Annotated in this window: 17 protein-coding genes; 4 read left to right on the top strand and 13 right to left on the bottom strand. The window is 52.0% G+C overall.

Annotated elements, in window-relative coordinates; genetic code table 11:
- Positions 1 to 84 precede the first annotated feature (84 nt).
- From Q5741_RS14280 to Q5741_RS14270, 3 genes are all read right to left on the bottom strand, one after another.
- Entirely contained in the window at positions 85 to 966 is an 882-nt protein-coding gene (locus tag Q5741_RS14280) for a diacylglycerol kinase (RefSeq protein WP_305024774.1), read from the bottom strand.
- A gap of 378 nt (positions 967 to 1,344) precedes the next feature.
- Positions 1,345 to 2,112: a sirohydrochlorin chelatase gene (locus Q5741_RS14275; RefSeq protein WP_305024773.1), complete on the bottom strand. Its 768-nt coding sequence runs from the start codon at positions 2,110 to 2,112 to the stop codon at positions 1,345 to 1,347.
- A gap of 4 nt (positions 2,113 to 2,116) precedes the next feature.
- Positions 2,117 to 2,407: a YerC/YecD family TrpR-related protein gene (locus Q5741_RS14270; protein ID WP_305024772.1), complete on the bottom strand. Its 291-nt coding sequence runs from the start codon at positions 2,405 to 2,407 to the stop codon at positions 2,117 to 2,119.
- Positions 2,408 to 2,678: 271 nt separating this feature from the next.
- Here Q5741_RS14270 and Q5741_RS14265 point away from each other — a divergent pair, with 271 nt between their 5' ends.
- Positions 2,679 to 3,218, top strand: coding sequence for a tyrosine protein kinase (locus Q5741_RS14265; protein WP_305024771.1), 540 nt, complete (start codon positions 2,679 to 2,681; stop codon positions 3,216 to 3,218).
- A gap of 147 nt (positions 3,219 to 3,365) precedes the next feature.
- On the opposite strand, the gene corA is transcribed toward Q5741_RS14265, so the two are convergent.
- From corA to Q5741_RS14250, 3 genes are all read right to left on the bottom strand, one after another.
- A complete protein-coding gene (gene corA / locus Q5741_RS14260; RefSeq protein WP_305024770.1) occupies positions 3,366 to 4,322 on the bottom strand; it encodes a magnesium/cobalt transporter CorA in 957 nt (318 codons plus the stop codon).
- 191 nt (positions 4,323 to 4,513) lie between these two features.
- Entirely contained in the window at positions 4,514 to 5,503 is a 990-nt protein-coding gene (locus Q5741_RS14255; RefSeq protein WP_305024769.1) for an inorganic phosphate transporter, read from the bottom strand.
- Between the two features lie 13 nt (positions 5,504 to 5,516).
- A complete protein-coding gene (locus tag Q5741_RS14250; protein WP_305024768.1) occupies positions 5,517 to 6,131 on the bottom strand; it encodes a DUF47 domain-containing protein in 615 nt (204 codons plus the stop codon).
- 429 nt (positions 6,132 to 6,560) lie between these two features.
- Between Q5741_RS14250 and Q5741_RS14245 the strand changes: the two genes are divergently transcribed.
- Complete coding sequence (locus tag Q5741_RS14245; RefSeq protein ID WP_305024767.1) at positions 6,561 to 7,085, top strand: DoxX family protein; 525 nt, start codon at positions 6,561 to 6,563, stop codon at positions 7,083 to 7,085.
- Between the two features lie 69 nt (positions 7,086 to 7,154).
- Here Q5741_RS14245 and Q5741_RS14240 read toward each other — a convergent pair whose 3' ends face one another.
- From Q5741_RS14240 to Q5741_RS14230, 3 genes are all read right to left on the bottom strand, one after another.
- The gene (locus tag Q5741_RS14240) at positions 7,155 to 7,955 is read right to left on the bottom strand and encodes a dioxygenase family protein (protein WP_305024766.1); all 801 of its coding nucleotides are present in this window, start codon (positions 7,953 to 7,955) and stop codon (positions 7,155 to 7,157) included.
- Between the two features lie 134 nt (positions 7,956 to 8,089).
- The gene (locus Q5741_RS14235; RefSeq protein WP_305024765.1) at positions 8,090 to 8,914 is read right to left on the bottom strand and encodes an alpha/beta hydrolase; all 825 of its coding nucleotides are present in this window, start codon (positions 8,912 to 8,914) and stop codon (positions 8,090 to 8,092) included.
- Positions 8,915 to 9,060: 146 nt separating this feature from the next.
- Complete coding sequence (locus Q5741_RS14230; protein WP_305024764.1) at positions 9,061 to 9,417, bottom strand: hypothetical protein; 357 nt, start codon at positions 9,415 to 9,417, stop codon at positions 9,061 to 9,063.
- 412 nt (positions 9,418 to 9,829) lie between these two features.
- On the opposite strand from Q5741_RS14230, the gene Q5741_RS14225 reads away from it, so the two are divergent.
- Positions 9,830 to 10,300 (top strand): hypothetical protein, encoded by a 471-nt coding sequence (locus Q5741_RS14225; protein ID WP_305024763.1) that lies wholly within the window; start codon positions 9,830 to 9,832, stop codon positions 10,298 to 10,300.
- Positions 10,301 to 10,469: 169 nt separating this feature from the next.
- A complete protein-coding gene (locus tag Q5741_RS14220; protein ID WP_305024762.1) occupies positions 10,470 to 11,411 on the top strand; it encodes a hypothetical protein in 942 nt (313 codons plus the stop codon).
- A 419-nt stretch (positions 11,412 to 11,830) separates the two neighbouring features.
- On the opposite strand, the gene ilvA is transcribed toward Q5741_RS14220, so the two are convergent.
- From ilvA to Q5741_RS14200, 4 genes are all read right to left on the bottom strand, one after another.
- Positions 11,831 to 13,111 carry a threonine ammonia-lyase IlvA gene (gene ilvA / locus Q5741_RS14215; protein WP_305024761.1) on the bottom strand — a complete coding sequence of 427 codons (1,281 nt, stop codon included), beginning with the start codon at positions 13,109 to 13,111 and terminating at the stop codon, positions 11,831 to 11,833.
- 154 nt (positions 13,112 to 13,265) lie between these two features.
- Positions 13,266 to 14,108: a carbohydrate ABC transporter permease gene (locus tag Q5741_RS14210; RefSeq protein WP_305024760.1), complete on the bottom strand. Its 843-nt coding sequence runs from the start codon at positions 14,106 to 14,108 to the stop codon at positions 13,266 to 13,268.
- A gap of 3 nt (positions 14,109 to 14,111) precedes the next feature.
- Positions 14,112 to 15,065 (bottom strand): carbohydrate ABC transporter permease, encoded by a 954-nt coding sequence (locus Q5741_RS14205; protein ID WP_407074363.1) that lies wholly within the window; start codon positions 15,063 to 15,065, stop codon positions 14,112 to 14,114.
- A 47-nt stretch (positions 15,066 to 15,112) separates the two neighbouring features.
- The gene (locus Q5741_RS14200) at positions 15,113 to 16,399 is read right to left on the bottom strand and encodes an ABC transporter substrate-binding protein (RefSeq protein ID WP_305024759.1); all 1,287 of its coding nucleotides are present in this window, start codon (positions 16,397 to 16,399) and stop codon (positions 15,113 to 15,115) included.
- Positions 16,400 to 16,449: the final 50 nt, after the last annotated feature.

Below are 16,449 nucleotides of genomic sequence, written 5' to 3'. Positions count from 1 at the left end.
CTAGCTGTATCCGGACGCGTGCTTATCAAATTCACAAAATGCCGTCCCCCCAAGGAAACGGCATCCCATCCATCCTCTATCCACTTACCGGAAAATCTCCAAATGCCGCGGCAGATTCCGGAACGTCGCCGGCAGCGTACCGCCCAGCTCCCCGTCCAGGTTCAGCTGGACATAACCCGGTGAGCTGACTTCCATATAGTCCGTCTTGAAATGCACGATCTTCTTATCATTCAGATGATCACCGCGCAGCGCCATCGTCACGAGGCGGATCATCTCCGCCAGGTTGCATTTGCGCAGCGCGATGACATCGAACAGGCCGTCGTCAATCGTCGCATGCGGCGCCAGCTTCTCGAAGCCGCCCACTGAATTCGTATTCGCAATCAGGAACAGCATGAACTCGTCATGCATCTCCTCCTGCCCGTCGGCCCGGATAATCAGCTCCTGCGGAGACAGGCTAACCATTTTCTCCAGCCCTTTCCAATAGTACGCAAGCTGCCCGATCATCGTCTTCAGCTTGCTCGGCACTTCGTACGTCAACTCGGTCAGGGAACCTCCCCCTGCAATATTGATAAAATACCGGTGATTCGCTTTGCCCAAGTCGGTCGGACGCGTCTGCTGCCCGATCACGAGGTCGCAATAGTCTTCCCAGCTTCTGGGGATCCCCAGCGCACGGGCGAAGTCATTCGTCGTTCCCAGCGGGAACACACCGAGCGGCGGCCGGTTTTCCTTCTCAGCCATACCGTTAATGACCTCATTCAGCGTGCCGTCGCCGCCTGCCGCAATAATCATATCATAACCGCGCTCCACCGCATCGGCTGCCGCGATTGTCGCGTCGCCTTCGCCCGTTGTCGCATGGCAGGAAGCTTCAATGCCTCCGGCATCCAGCCGGGCCAGAATATCGGCCAGCCGCCGTCTCATTTCTTCACGCCCTGAAGTGGGATTATAGATCAACCTCGCTCTTTTCATTGCCGTATACGCCACCTGTTATTCAAATTACACTGCCAGGAACACCTCACGGATATCGCTTATGTGTTCATGTATTCACTTCTGCTTCTACTAATATAAGCCGTTAGCCGAAGAGCGTATGGGCACAGGCCCGGATGATCCGCCGCTCAGCTCCATTGTTCAATATCTATTCAATAAAAAATAAAACCACGCAATTCAAGCCTGATCCATCGATCAAGCCTGTTCGTCGTTAACCATTTCCAATTGCCGACAACATTTAATCTTACTGTAAACCAGCCCTATTATCAAGAAGTGACATGGCCAGTGAAGAATGCATAAGGATAAACTCAGGATAGAATTCAAAAAGGGAAAAAGAACAAAGAAGGCCAACGCATATTATTATGCATTCAGCCTTCCCATCAATACCTCTACCTGCCGCTCAATCCAGCGGGCCAGCAGCGGATGCGGCAGCAGCGTCTCGCCGGAATAACGATACGTCAGATCGCCTAGACGGCGGGGCACCACCACATTCGTAAAATAACCCGCACTCAAGAACAGCGGTGCCACCAGCACATCATAACCCCGCTCCTGATTCCAATAGGCCGCCTTGGCATGAACACTCTCCGGGTTCAGCAGAGCAAAGTCCGCCGCGGCTGCACCGCTGAGCAGATGCACCTTCTCCGCAAGAGAAGACAGCTCCCTCTCCCAGCGCTGGCGGAAACCGTCATGAATACTGCCATGGGCTACCAGCAGGATCATCTCCCTGGATAAATCCTGGGAAAGTCCACGCACCTTGTCCCATACCATCTCGGCAATCAGCGGATCATCTCCAGCCGGATAGCCGTAATGAACTCGGCTGTGAATCTCAAAGCGTTCCAGATCGGTTTCCTTCTCCGGTTCATCCTTGATACCCAGCGCGTAACCGATTTCATCGACGTGCGTGCTGCCCGATGAGACGAACAGCGGCACAACGAGCAGATCGGTCACACCCTGGGCTTCGAGACGGTTGATACCGTCCTGGATCAATCGTCCGGTCACCAGCTCCAGAAAGCTGATCTCGACCGGCAAATCTTCCGGCAGCCGCAAGCCTGCTGCAGCGTCGTCTACCAGCTGAACCCAGGCTTTATCCTGGGATCCGTGGCAAATAATCAATACTCCCGGCTTCATGGTCTTAGCGCCCCAGACGCTCCAGAGCCATCTTGTAGCCGTCGTTGCCGTAATTCAGGCAGCGCTTCACACGGGAAATCGTCGCCGTGCTGGCTCCGGTCTCTGCTTCAATCTGATTATAAGTGCTGCCCTTGCCCAGCATTCTCGCCACTTCCAGACGTTGGGACATGGACTGAATTTCATTAATTGTGCACAGATCATCGAAAAAGACGTAGCATTCTTCCACACTCTTCAATTGGAGTACGGCTTCGAATAATTGGTCGACCGTTTTATCATTAAGCTTCTTTAGCTGCATGGTTTATCATCCCCTACCCAAACTATGTATCCCCATTGTACCGAGTGGGACTTACTTTTTCAAGCGTTAACGGTTTCACGCATTACAGAAGAGAAATGTATCGTACTTTCCCACCGCAGGAAATTACTTCAAGTACATGCTGTGCACCTGCCCAAATCCGCGTTTATCCCGCAAAAAGGGACACCTGCCTAAGGCGAAAGCCCGCCTACGACATACAGTATAGTACATTCAGCATTTGGCTGACATCAAACGATAAAGGATAGTGATTGTGATGTCCCAGCACTACTATAACCGGGGGCCGCGCCACCAGCGCTCTATCGCCGAACCATATACCACTACCCCTTCGTCTTATCCGGGGCTGGATGCTTATCTGGATGCGCCTCCCCAGGCGGAGGCTTCGTCCTTCCTGCCTTTTAATCCGGTAGAGAGTACTACGGCTGTCACCCCCGCAGCCGCTCCAGCCAAGTCAGGCGGAGGCCTGCTTGGCGGCCTGGGCAATCTCGGCAACCTGGGCGATCTCAAAGGCATCATCGACCGAATGGGCGGCATTGACGGCATGCTCGCCACCCTCACCAAGGTTCAGAAGGTCATGGGCAGCATCCAGCAGATCGCGCCGATGGCCAAACTGATCATGGGCGCCCTGCCCTTCGGGAGCAAAGGCTCCACCAAAGGTTCGGATGCCGACAGCACCGACTACGAAGAGTACACCCCGCCCCGCCGCCGCAAAAAGAAAAAATCTGCCGCGCGCAAGAACTCTTCCTCATCGCGCCGCAAACCAAAAAAGCGGAAGCGCACTTCCGCCGCCCGCTGACCCTGCAGCAGACACAGACATGTGTCTGCTCTTTTATTCTCCCTCCCCTTTTTAGTTGGCTGCACTATGACGTTTGAATGGAGGTCAGGAACCATTCTGGAAAAGCTCCTGTACCATAGGGACTTAAGCGGAGTGTGGAAGTAACGCCTACTTAAACCATCCCCGCCTCATGAACCACGCAATCATCCCGCCACTGAGCACCAGCATCAGGGCCAGCACACCGAAATAGCCATACGTCCATCCGAGCTCCGGCATATACCGGAAATTCATGCCATAGATCCCCGCGATCAGCGTCAGCGGCATGAAAATGGTCGTGATGACGGTCAATGTTTTCATAATCGAGTTCATCCGGTTCGAATTCAGCGAAATATAGCTGTCCCGCAGATCTGCGGTCATCTCCCGGTCTGCCTCGATCATATCCGCCAGCTTCAGCAGGTGGTCGTAGATATCGGCAAAATATACTTTATGCTCTCCGCCCTGCACATGCTGTGAATTCACAATCCGGTACAGCAGATCCCGCATCGGGACGACGGTACGCCGCAGCTTCAGCAGCCGGGCCCGCAGGGCAAACACCTGGTTCATCAGAACTTCGACAGACTCCTGCCCTCCCCGGTTCTCCAGGTCGGCCAGCTCATCCTCAATCGCGAACAGACTGGGGAAATATTGATCCACCAGCTTATCCATCACCGTATAGGCGGCAGCAATCGGGCCGCGGGACCAGATTTTGCGGTCATGAGCATGCTGTACAATCCGCTCCCATGCCTGATCCAGCTCTGCCATCTGCCGGTGATGATAAGACACGAGATAGTTGGGACCGATGAACAGGTTAACCTCGTCTGCATCCAGCGTATCCGGGTTCAGTCCGTGCAGCACCAGGAACTGCAGATCGTCATAATAATCGAGCTTCGGGCGCTGCAGCACATGCAGACAGTCCTCCACCGCCAGCGGATGGAAGTGAAAATAGCTGTCCAGCAGCCGGGACTCTTCTGCAGACGGCTCATTGAAATCGGCCCAGACCCAGGCGTAATCCTCCAGCCGCAGCGTTTCCAGGGGGAGACCGAGGGTGATCTGGTGATCCTTGGTGATCGCTAATGTTCTAATCATGATTACGCTCCTTGCACCAGCCTCAGATTCTGTCCTCATTGTACCTGCGCCGTTCCGGCGACTTCAAGCCGGCCGCAGGCCAAATACGCACTCAATTATATATACCGAATATACAAAAAAAGCCCGTCCTTCAGGTGAAGAACAAGCTTTCGTGTATGTGTTGTACCCGAGAATCGCATGCAGGCTCACTGCTAGAACAGCAGTTTGAAGATGAGTCCTGACAGCAGAGCTGAAATCGGGATGGTAATAAACCATGTGATGATGATGCGTCCTGCCAGCGACCAGCGTACTGCAGAGAAGCGCTTCGCAGATCCTACACCCAGAATCGCGGATGTAATCGCATGCGTCGAGCTGACCGGCAGATGAAGCAGGGTCGCCGAGAAAATGACGGAAGCTGCCGAGATATCAGCCGCAAAGCCGTTGATCGGTTCAATCTTGAAGATCTTCGTACCCATGGTCTTGATGATCTTCCAGCCGCCGATCGAGGTACCCAGAGCCATGGCTGTAGCCGCGGCGATCTTAACCCAAAGCGGTACGTCTGTCGTCTGCTGATAATCCGCCGTTACCAGCGCGAAAGTGATAATGCCCATCGCCTTCTGCGCATCATTCGTCCCGTGTGTGAAGGACTGCAGCGCTGCCGTAACGATCTGCATCGTGCGGAAGCCTTTGTTGACAGTATGCGGACTGCGGTTCGCGAAAATCCATTTGAGCAGGGTCATAATGATATAACCGATCGCAAAAGCAAGCAGCGGAGACACAATCAAGGCCTCAACGATCTCGATAAATCCGCTCCAATTGACAAAACTGTTGCCTGCGCCTACAAATACCGCTCCTGCCAGCGCACCAATCAAGGCATGCGAGGAGGAAGAAGGAATGCCGAACCACCAGGTGATCAGGTTCCAGATAATCGCAGCAATCAGCGTGGCAATTACGATCTCCAGGCCATTATCCAGCTTGGTCGGGTCGGCAATCTTGCCCCCGATCGTCTTGGCTACCCCGGTGAATACCATGGCACCCACGAAGTTCATGACTGCTGCGAGAATAATTGCACGTCGAGGAGTCAGCGCCCGGGTGGACACGGATGTGGCAATGGCATTGGCTGTATCGTGAAAGCCGTTGATAAAGTCAAAGCCCAGCGCCAGAATAACTACAATTGCTATAATCCAAAAACTCGGTTCCATTGGCCTGTACTCCTTACGAGTTGCGCATAATAATCGATTCCAGCATGTTGGCTACGTCCTCGCACGCATCCGTTGTTGTCTCCAGGCGCTCGTAAATCTCTTTGCGCTTGATCAGCTCAATCGGATCCGTTACGGTAGCGAACAGGTTCTTGATGCAGAAGCGCAGAACTTCGTCACCCTGGTTCTCCAGCTCATTCAGGCGAATGGTGTGTTCACGCAGGGCCAGCAGTTTTTTCTGGGACAGCAGATGAATCGCCTTCTGGATCTCATACGCAGAGAGACGCAGAATGTCAGCAAACTGCACGATATATTCGTCCGGCTGCGTGAGTTGATACATATAAAAGCGGGAAGCCGTTGCTTCAAGACCGTCCAATACATCGTCAAGCGTGGTTGTCAGCTCCATAATATCGTCGCGTTCAATCGGTGTGATGAAGGTCTTGTTCAGTTCTTTGATGATCGTATGTGTATATTCATCACATTGCGATTCAAATTTTTTCATGTCATTCGCGAATACAGTAATATCCTGCAGATTGGAGACATGTGTCGCAAAATAATCTGCCGCCTGAACGACAGTATCGGCCATATTCTCCAGCGTCTGGAAAAATATATCCTTTTTCTTCAATTTCATTTCGAAATTACCCCTTTACGAAAAATTCCCGCTAGAAAGATCGCTATAATTAGACAACCTTTGCTATCTTATCATATGCGCCTAAGGTTTTGTAAAGATGCTTTCAACGTTATTTCATCCGATCTTTATATAATTACCCTTCTCCCCCCTCTCCTATCCTCCACCCCCCATGTCATTAGACCTATTCTTTCCCTCCGATTGTAAAGTGAATGTAAAATCAACTTCATTTTGTTAACGCAGCGTAAAATCAAATTATCTTTGTTAAAAGAATGTAAAATTTGTCGAGTTTGTGAATGAGCTTTAAATTTAAAGAAAACACCTCCACTTTGTGATTATTATCACAATATATAACCCCCTCACCCTTTATGATAAAGACATGAAAGATGATCATCACATAACCATCCAAATTCAATCATAGGAGTGAGTAACATGATTAACCAATGGCTCAGAGAGAATAAAGCAGCAATGTGGATTCTGACCGTCGTCCGCGTATACCTTGGATACACCTGGATGACCCACGGCTGGGAGAAATTAACCGGCGGCTTCCAGGCAGACGGTTTCCTCGCCGGCGCTGTAAAACTGGCAGGCGGTGAGCATCCGGCAGTTCAAGGCTGGTGGAAGGTATTCCTCGAAAACTTCGCGATTCCAAATGTAGGATTGTTCAACTTTCTCGTGCCAATCGGTGAGTTCCTGATTGGTCTGGGTCTGATCCTCGGCTGCTTCACGACACTCGCTGCCCTCATGGCCATGGTAATGAACTTCGCGTTCCTCTTCTCGGGTACCGTGAGCACGAACGCCCAGCTGCTGCTGTTCGAGATCTTCCTGGTCGTGGCCGGCGCTAATGCCGGAAAGATCGGTCTGGACCGCTGGGTACTGCCTTACCTGAAAGGCCTGTTCCGCAGAGACCGCGGGGAACGCATCAATCCGGCAAATCCGAATAAGACCACAGCCTAACTCTTTTCTACCTTCCCGCTAAAACAACAGAACCTCCACAGCTGCCTGGCAGCCGTGGAGGTTTATATTTTATACGGTATGATGGATCTCGCTGCCGCCAAACGCCCAGCAGTTCAGACTCAGCGAACCCAGCTGGTACTCCTGGTAGAGCTTCTTAGCCTGGCGCTCCCTGTCCGCTGTGCCCAGCGCATAGAAGAACGGAATGAAATGCTCGGCCGCATAGGAAGGAACAGCTTCCAGGGCATGCGGTGCTTTTTTGGCATAGTTAAACAGGTTCTTGAGATTCCAGCTCTGCAGCTGCTCTTCGATCCACTGGTCAAATTGCTCCGCCCATTCCAGCGGTTCATTCTCCCTGCTCAGCAGCCGGAGATTGTGCACAAGACCACCGCTGCCGACCACGAGAATATCCTGGTCACGCAGGGCAGCAAGCATCCGGCCGATCTCATACTGCTCTTCCGGTGACCGTCGGGAGTCTACAGAGAGCAGGATAACGGGAATATCTGCATCCGGGTACATGTGCTTGAGTACGACCCAGGCGCCATGATCCAATCCGCGGCCCAGAATCGGCTGGTAGGGCAGATTATGCTCACTGAACAGCCTGGCAATCTCATCCGACAGCGCCGCATCTCCCTTCGCCGGATAATTCACCCGATACACTTCTTCCGGGAAACCGTAAAAGTCATGCAGTGTCTCATGGGATTCATCCACGGTCAGACGCTGGTCCGGACTGTCCCAATGCGCCGAGAAGACGACGATGCCCCGGGGACGCGGCAGCTTGGTGCCCAGTTCTCCGAGAAAAGAGGTGTATGCATTGTCTTCCACAGCCAGAGCCGGTGACCCATGTGCTACAAATAATGCGGGTAGTGTCATCGCTGTCAACCTCCACACACCAGAATAACGTTACTCTTTCATATTACTCCTGTGGAGGCTGAAATTCCAATTGGATATCCTGCATCATTGCGTCGAATCCGGTCATTTGCAGCACTTCTGTCCATGTGCCCGGATCAGATCATCCAATGCTGCCAGTCCTTCTCCTCGCGCTCACGGTCAACCAGCCATCTGCGGGTAGACTTCAGCAGCTCGGCACGTTCCTTGCCGGAAGAGAAGGTATGGTCTCCCTGGAATACGATCTCCTTATCACAGCGTCCTTCGGAGCGCATCCAGAATACCTTCTGGTACAGAAAAGCGTAATCAACCGGAATCACATCATCAGAAGTCCCATGCACCACCAGCACATCCCCGCTGAACTTGACGGCCTCCTGGAACGGCTGGAAATTCGCCAGCGACTCGAAGAACACCGGCTTGAAGGCATAGCCCAGGTAGTCGGCAGAACCATGCTGGACGGCATTATCGAAGACACTGCGGTCGGTGATCTTGACAATGTCGCTGAAGGGATAACCCACGGCCGACCACAGAATCAGGTTCTTGATCCGTCTGTCCCGGACTGCGGTCAGTACCGCCACCGCGCCGCCGAGACTATGACCGAGCAGTGTTACCTTCTGCGGGTCGACATCCCCCAGATTCAAGGCATAATCCAGCACAGAACGGGTCTGATTGATCATAGACTCCAAGCCTTCTGCTCCGTAGTCTCCGCTGCTCTCCCCGCAGCCGATATAATCAAAGCGCAGTACAAGGTAGCCGTCTTGAGCCAGCTCTCTGGCGCTGTTAACGAACAGACGGTCGACGCCGATCCTTGATCCTACAAATCCGTGGCATATGACGATCAATGGCACCCGTTGGCAGCTCTTATTCTCGCTTTGTGCCGCAGGGTAATGAATCGTTGCTGCCAGCTCTTCCTGTCCGTGCCGAATTGCAATATGCCTTTCCATCCTGGTCTCCCCCTAAATAAAACATTGCATTTAATTCCGATGAGTTTAATATGAATTATTAATGCTAATATAGCATGCGGCTCTAAAACATGTCAAACAGCCGTCCGGAAGGGACGGCTGTTTGTAACAAGAATGGAGTTTAACAATTACTCATAGCTTCTTTTGAACATGCGGTGTGTCTCATCCCGGCCGCTCCAGGAACTCATCAGGCTGTTCGGGCCTGTGCTCTCATCCTGATGATCCTGCCACAGGCTTTTGTGATCGTCATCTGCAAACTCACCGCCAAATTCGGTATCTCCTGCTTCAGTCACACTGTACACCGGAGCACCTGCCCCCGTACTTGCTGCTTGATCAGGACGGGTCTTTGTCGCGGTCCGCGGCGGCACCTCTTCGGCACCGCTGACCGACTCATTAAATGAAGCAGCCAGCGGATTATCCATCTGATCCCATGGCGACTGGACGCCGTAGAGCTCAACACCATAACTCGTTTTTTCTGTGGACATCGTCATTCCCCTTCCCTTCAGCGCTTGGCATTTGTACTGGCATGGATTAGTGTGCTTAGGTAGCCCTAGGCTTTATTCATGCTTCCCGGATACTCACTTTTTTGCCACTTTTGCCATTGCAGCAGCTGGATCGCAGGATGAATAACGTCAGACCTGCGTATATTAAAGGGACATATCTGACTTACAATGAAAACGCAAGGAGCTGATGAACGTGGAAGCCCTCATTGCCTGGGTTCAGGCTCATTACGGACCTTTGCTGCTAATTCTCGGCGTGATCGCCGCTCTTGTATTTGTTTTTGTGAACCGGGCCCTGCTGTTCCACCAGGAATAGGCATGCTCTGCTTTGTTTTGCCAAGCACCTGCAGCTCCCTTATACTGATGGGTAGTACACTCGCAGAAACAGGGGGAAATTATGAAGAACTCATCATCACCACAAAATGAATACCCATCATCCAACACCCAACCCAAATGGATGTACTATATCATGATTGCCTGGATTGCATTGACTTTTCTGTTCCTGACCTTCGGGCTGATCGGCCTGGTTGTGCAGTGGACGGGCGGTTCCGTTGAACCCTATTCCAAAGTACAGTCCTCCACGCTCGTATTGGTTGCGCTCGGAGCCATTCTGCTGATCGAGGTCCTGAATGGCTTCATGTCACGACCCGACGAAGATGAAGCTGTCTCTGCCAAACCGAAGCTGACGATGAAAAGCGTTATCACCTACTGTGTCATTGTTGCCGTCATTCTTGTTGTCGGTACGACACTGCGCAGTACCCTGCCTGTCCTGACGATCCCGCCCTGGCTCAGCCTCGTGCTGTTCGTCGTTGGCATTGTCCTGCTAAAGCCGCTGTTCCTGCGCAAATCCACAAGAGTTGATGCCTGATTCAATCATGATCAGAGAATAAAATTAAGCCCTATCCGCTTTAGACGGAAGGGCTTTTTGTTTTTTTGGAAACTGCAACTCATTCTACTCCTGGTGCGTCCAAAATACTATATTGGGTAATTATTGGAAGAACCCCCGAACCTTAACTTTACATGGGAGGTATTATATTTTGCAGAATAAGAGAACCAAACTGATTGCCACAACCGCAGCAGCTATCCTTTTATTGTCTTCCCAATCTGGTGCTGCCTTCGCCGCATCCAGCACAGGAGCAGGTAGCAATTCCAGCAGTTCGGTAAGCCAGCAAAGCACAGACCGGGCTATCTTGGCCGGCCTGGACCAGCGTCTTGCGAAGGGAAAACTGGCTGAAGCGATTTCCTACCTGAACACAGACATTATGAAGGTATCCCGTAACACAGCGACCATCATGGTACTCCATCTGGAGAATGCCCAGGAAGCATGGATTCCGGCTTATGTTAAAAAAATGGAGGGCACCTCCATCCAACGTGCGCTGACGAAGCTGTACCGGAGTGGTGACACTTTTGACAGTCTGAGCAAACGCACTTCAGATCCATCCCTTCGCAGTGTACTCCTGCTGATGCAGAAGAACGGCTACCGTCTGGAGACGGCGGAAGGCATGTTCTATCCGGTCATTGACTATCCTGCATATGAACGTTACTCCGAATATGTGAACAAGGACATCCAGCAGTATCTGGGCATCCGTTACCTGGAGACCGTACAGCCTCTGTCCTCGGATGCGGCATTGACCATTGGCTATCAGTCCTTGCTGGCCCGCGGCGCATCCGTGGAGAGCTTTGTGCGGACATACCCATACTCCAACCGGATTAACCAGATGCGTTCCTTATATACGCTGTACCGGAATACGATTTTTTACGGCATGAATAATACGCCTTTGTTCGATTATGAGAATGGCAAGATGCGCAGTCAGGCTCAGACTGGCTATAACGCCTATCTGAGCTATGCAGCCCCTCAGGTGGCGAAGAGCCCGCTGCTGACCAAGGTAGGGTACTTTATGAAGGTTGTACAAGATAATGATTACAAACTGACGGATCAGGTGCAGGCTTGGCTTAAGGCGAATGCAGCGATTCAATAATTGTAACTAAAAAACTAAAAGCCGATCCGGCTCACTTCTGTGAGCGGGTCGGCTTTGTTTGTGGAGAGGCGGGTGGTTTTCAGGCTCCGGCACAACGTGCCTGCCTGTTCTTCATCCGGGATATGGCAGCATCATTGAGAGGGATTTTAACATTTAACTCCAGAACCCCGACGCTTATTGGATTCATTCGAGGATGCGGCCTTTTCTCCATTCGATTCTAACGCTCCCGGGTCAAATCCATACCGAATTGAACCGTTTCGGTATGGATTTCTTTATCGGAAGTCGCTCTTTGGATTCATTCGAGGATGCGGCCTTTTCTCCATTCGATTCTAACCCTCCCGGGTCAAATCCATACCGAATTGAACCGTTTCGGTATGGATTTCTTTATTGGAAGTCGCTCTTTGGATTGGAGAAAAGGCTTAAATCAACATATTAAACAAATTCAAATCCTTATTCAGCTCCGTAAACTGGAACCCCTTCCGCGTCATCCGCTCCACCAGCGGAACATAATCCTCAGGATGGATCAGCTCAATCCCCACCAGCGCAGGACCATTCTCTTTATCATTCTTCTTCGCATACTCGAAGCGCGTAATATCATCATCCGGGCCCAGTACATCTTGCAGGAACTCCCGCAGTGCACCCGCGCGCTGCGGGAAATTCACCATGAAGTAATGCTTCAGCCCTTCATAGATCAGGGAACGCTCCTTGATCTCCTGCATCCGGTCAATATCGTTGTTGCCGCCGCTGACGATGCAAACGACATTTTTACCTCGAATCTGCTCCTTGTACATATCGAGTGCAGCCACCGGCAGCGAACCCGCCGGCTCCACGACAATCGCATTCTCGTTGTACAGCTCCAGGATGGCCGTGCAGGCCTTCCCTTCCGGCACCTTCACAATATCATCCAGCGTACGGGAGCAAATATCATAGGTCATTTGGCCAACTCGTTTGACCGCCGCACCATCCACAAATTTATCAATCTCATCGAGCGTCACGACCTCCTGGCGGCGGAATGCTTCGCTCATGGAAGCTGCACCAAGCGGTTCTACACCGATCAGTTTGGTTGCAGGACTTACCGTCTTCACATATGCGCCGACACCAGCAGCCAGACCGCCGCCGCCAATCGTCACAAATACATAATCCGGCGACTGATCCAGATTCTCCATGATCTCCATCCCGACTGTACCGTTACCTGCGATGATTTTCGCCTGATCAAACGGATGAATGAAAGTCAGCCCCTGCTCCTCACGCGCCTTCATCGCTTCTTCATAAGCGTCATCGAACGTATCTCCAGTCAAGATGACTTCCACATTGCTGCCGCCAAAACGCCTCACCTGCTTCACCTTCTGGTTCGGCGTGGTGCTTGGCATATAGATCTTGCCCTGAATCCCTAACGAATTACAGGAAAAAGCCACACCCTGCGCATGGTTACCGGCACTCGCACAGACAATCCCCTGCGCCAGCTCCTCCGGGGACAGACTGCGGATCATGTTGTAGGCACCGCGAATTTTGAAGGATCGGACGACCTGCAGGTCTTCACGCTTGAGATAAACGTTACAGTTATATTTGGCCGACAGGACGGCATCCCGCTGCAGCGGGGTACGCACGATGACCTCGCGCAGCACGTGATGGGCACGCACGATGTCCTCCATTCCCACCGTGGGGGTACTGTCGGCTTGAGGGTTATCTACAGATTTCATATCGCTCTCCACACTCCGTTACTGTGCATGCCATCGGCTGCGCCGGATGATATACACGGTTTTCTGCTTTTATTCTTTATCATACCACTTTATGCCGCCAATGACCGCAAAAAAACCGCTCTCCCCCAGGAGAACGGCTTTTACCGCTGCAGGTCTATCCTTTTACACCACCGGCTGTCATGCCTTCAATAAAATACCGCTGGAAGAACAGAAAGACGATCAGAATGGGCAAAATGGCAAGCACGGAACCGGCGATCAGAATGTCATAGTTGTTCCCGTAAGGGGTCAACAGGCTGGATAACCCGATCGGCAGCGTCAGCATATCGTTCGTACGAAGCACGATCATCGGCCACAGGAAGTTATTCCAGCTGTTCATGGCCTGCAGGATGGCCATCGCCGCAAAGGCCGGTGCCATCAGCGGCATCATCACCCGGACGAAGATCCCGTATTCCGAGCAGCCGTCCACCCTGGCCGCATCCATGAAATCTTTAGGCACGCCGCCCAGATACTGACGGAAGAAGAAGATCGGAATCGGCGCCACCACGAACGGAAGAATGACTCCCCACACTGTATTAATCAGCTTCAGCCCGATCATCAGCTTATAAAGCGGCAGCATAATAATCTCAACCGGAATCATCATGACAATCAGCACGAGCAGGAAAATGGTATTCTTCAGCCGGAACTGGTACATCGCCAGGCCATAACCCACCATCGCCGACAGCAGCAGGCACAGTACAGTGAATAGCACGGTAAATACAATGCTGTTTCGATACCAGAGAAAATAATCACTGGCCCCCTGGAAGATGAACGAATAGTTCTTCAGGGACATCAGATCCCAATCCAGCCGCAGATTAAGCCCGAAGCGCAGGAGTTCGGTAGATGGCTTCAGTGAAGCCAGGATCAGTGCGAACAGCGGAAACAGCGAGAAGACAGCGAACAGAAGAAACAGAATGACAAGGGGAATGGTAACCGCCCAATTTCTTTTTTTCCCAACCATGCACTAGTCCTCCTTCCGGAACAGTCCGAAGAATCTCAGCTGAATCAGATTCAGGATCAGAGCGAACACGAGCAGCACGATGCCGACCGCAGCTCCAAAGCCCATGCTGTTCTGCTCCAGACCTTGGCGGTACAGGTAACCGACAATAGTGAGACCGATATCGTTCGGTGAGTTATTGCCGTTCCAGAGCATGAAGCTCTCCGTGAACATCGCAAGTCCCGCGTAAATACTGATTGTGAATACATAGATGGTTACCGGACGCAGCAGTGGAATCGTAATCCGCAGCAGCGACTGCAGCCGGCTGGCGCCATCAATCTGGGCCGCTTCATACAGCTCTGGAGGAATGTTCTGCAGACCGGACATGAAATAGAGCAGATTCACGCCCAGCCAGCGCCACAGCGCAAGGACAATCAGTGCGAACATACCGGTGCCGGCACTTGTCAGCCACTTTTGCGGTTCAATGCCGAACCAGCTCACGATGCTGTTCAGCAGCGAGCCATCCAGCTCACCGAAGATCAGCCGGAAGATCGTACCCGCGACCACAACGGATGTCAGTGCTGGCATAAAGAGTGCAGAACGGAACACTCCTTTGCCCGGCATGCGCTTGGAATTCAGCAGCACCGCCAGCAGCAATGGAAGTGGAATCAGCACGACAAGCGTCAGCACCGTATATAGAACACTGTTCATAATCGCTCTGCCGAAGGCCGGATTGATCAGATCCCGGTAATTCTCTGGGCCGATGAAGGACGTCATTCCGGGCAGTACTTCCTGAAAGCTCATAATGACCGTCGAGATTACGGGATATAGGAAAAATAATAGAAAAGACAGAATAAACGGCAGAACAAATACATATGGCGCCGAGCGCTGTGAGTACAGCAGGCGGTACCACCACCGGGTCTGCGCCTGTTCCCGCATGGCTGAGGCTGTCCGGGTTTTGGTATGCAGTGGCGAGTTCATATTTACACTCCCTTTCGCATCGTGATTTCCATTCGATTCACATCCATTTATTCCAGCTCTTTGGCGATTTCATGCAGCACTTCAGCCGGGTCCTCCATATCCTGCAGAGTGCGATACATGACCTTACTCTTCAGTGCACTGGAGATATCCGGGGTCTTCGGTCCGATATGAACCGGATTAATCTCATCCTTTACCTCAATCAGCGTGTCAAAAATGTTCTTCCCGAAGTATTCCGTAAACTTGTTCTCTTCCTTCACTTCCGGTGAGGTCCAGACCTCAGTCCGGATCGGATCGAAGCCGAGCTGCTTCCAGATCTGTTCATTGCCTTCCTTGGACAGCTTCGCAAAGGCCAGAAAACGCATAGCCAAATCCGCATGCTCGCTCTGATTCGTAATTACCGTAGCCGTGCCCCCCATTCCCGCCGAACGGAAACCGCCTTTCTCCCAGGCCGGCATCGGACGAATGATCATTTTACCCTTCAGGTCAGGCATGTAGTCGGTAAAACGGCCCATATACCACATCGGCATCCATACCGAAGCTGCTCCTTCCTTGTTCATAAACCCGTAATATTCTTCTGCATGGTGTCCGCCCCCCGGAGCGGTAACAGCAATCTTCTCCTTGACCAGCCGCTGCAGGAAGGAGAGGGTCTTGATATTCGTATCGTTGTCCAATGTCATCTTGCCCTCTTCATCCAGCAGATCGGAATTTTGCTGGGAAATGAGCGGCCAGAAGCTCCATTGATCATTCAGTTCAACCGTGGTCATCGGAATGCCCGTTTTCTCCAGCACCTGCTTGCCTGCCTTTTCATAGTCATCCCAGGTCTGGATATCATCGGGATTCACCCCTGCCTTGTCGAGGATCTCCTTGTTGTAATACATCACTTCGGCCCCGACGTGAAAATCGAGACCATAATAGCTGCTATCCTTGCTGTAGATATCCAGTCTGGATTTCACTACGTTCCCCAGCTCCGGCTCAACGACCGGATTCAAGGGAACGAGCTGCGGAATGCCTTTCATGAAGTTCCCGAATTTCGAGATCTCGATATCCGCCATATCCGGAGCACCGACGCCGGACTGAAGTGCGATGGACAGCTTGCTGTGATGGTTGTCGTACGGGAATGTATTCGCTTTCAAGTTTATCAATTCGTCTGGATGCGTCTGGTTCCACTGCTTAGCCATTTCGGTAAAAAACTGTTCATGCAGCTCATTGAAGGTCCAATAAACAATCGGTGTACCCGGCTGTTCTTCAGCCGAAGATCGGGAACAGCCTTGAAGCATGGCAGCTACCAGACCTAACAATACTAACATCGCCAGCACCTTATTTCGCTTGTGCATGTCCTTCCCCCTCTTGACAAATATTTACCAAAAGTGATGACTAGCTTTAT

It is taken from the genome of Paenibacillus lacisoli, assembly GCF_030580655.1.
Taxonomy (GTDB): Bacteria; Bacillota; Bacilli; order Paenibacillales; family Paenibacillaceae; genus Paenibacillus; species Paenibacillus lacisoli.
The sequence above is the reverse complement of the archived record's forward strand: the minus strand, read 5'-3'. Positions and strand labels throughout refer to the sequence as shown.

Coding starts and splice junctions, on each gene's coding strand:
- Q5741_RS14270 (WP_305024772.1), bottom strand. CDS start 2,407: ATGCAGCTAAAGAAGCTTAATGATAAAACGGTCGACCAATTATTCGAA.
- Q5741_RS14205 (WP_407074363.1), bottom strand. CDS start 15,065: ATGAACTCGCCACTGCATACCAAAACCCGGACAGCCTCAGCCATGCGG.
- Q5741_RS14230 (WP_305024764.1), bottom strand. CDS start 9,417: ATGTCCACAGAAAAAACGAGTTATGGTGTTGAGCTCTACGGCGTCCAG.
- Q5741_RS14255 (WP_305024769.1), bottom strand. CDS start 5,503: ATGGAACCGAGTTTTTGGATTATAGCAATTGTAGTTATTCTGGCGCTG.
- Q5741_RS14265 (WP_305024771.1), top strand. CDS start 2,679: ATGTCCCAGCACTACTATAACCGGGGGCCGCGCCACCAGCGCTCTATC.
- Q5741_RS14235 (WP_305024765.1), bottom strand. CDS start 8,914: ATGGAAAGGCATATTGCAATTCGGCACGGACAGGAAGAGCTGGCAGCA.
- Q5741_RS14280 (WP_305024774.1), bottom strand. CDS start 966: ATGAAAAGAGCGAGGTTGATCTATAATCCCACTTCAGGGCGTGAAGAA.
- ilvA (WP_305024761.1), bottom strand. CDS start 13,111: ATGAAATCTGTAGATAACCCTCAAGCCGACAGTACCCCCACGGTGGGA.
- Q5741_RS14225 (WP_305024763.1), top strand. CDS start 9,830: ATGAAGAACTCATCATCACCACAAAATGAATACCCATCATCCAACACC.
- Q5741_RS14210 (WP_305024760.1), bottom strand. CDS start 14,108: ATGGTTGGGAAAAAAAGAAATTGGGCGGTTACCATTCCCCTTGTCATT.
- corA (WP_305024770.1), bottom strand. CDS start 4,322: ATGATTAGAACATTAGCGATCACCAAGGATCACCAGATCACCCTCGGT.
- Q5741_RS14240 (WP_305024766.1), bottom strand. CDS start 7,955: ATGACACTACCCGCATTATTTGTAGCACATGGGTCACCGGCTCTGGCT.
- Q5741_RS14200 (WP_305024759.1), bottom strand. CDS start 16,399: ATGCACAAGCGAAATAAGGTGCTGGCGATGTTAGTATTGTTAGGTCTG.
- Q5741_RS14250 (WP_305024768.1), bottom strand. CDS start 6,131: ATGAAATTGAAGAAAAAGGATATATTTTTCCAGACGCTGGAGAATATG.
- Q5741_RS14245 (WP_305024767.1), top strand. CDS start 6,561: ATGATTAACCAATGGCTCAGAGAGAATAAAGCAGCAATGTGGATTCTG.
- Q5741_RS14275 (WP_305024773.1), bottom strand. CDS start 2,112: ATGAAGCCGGGAGTATTGATTATTTGCCACGGATCCCAGGATAAAGCC.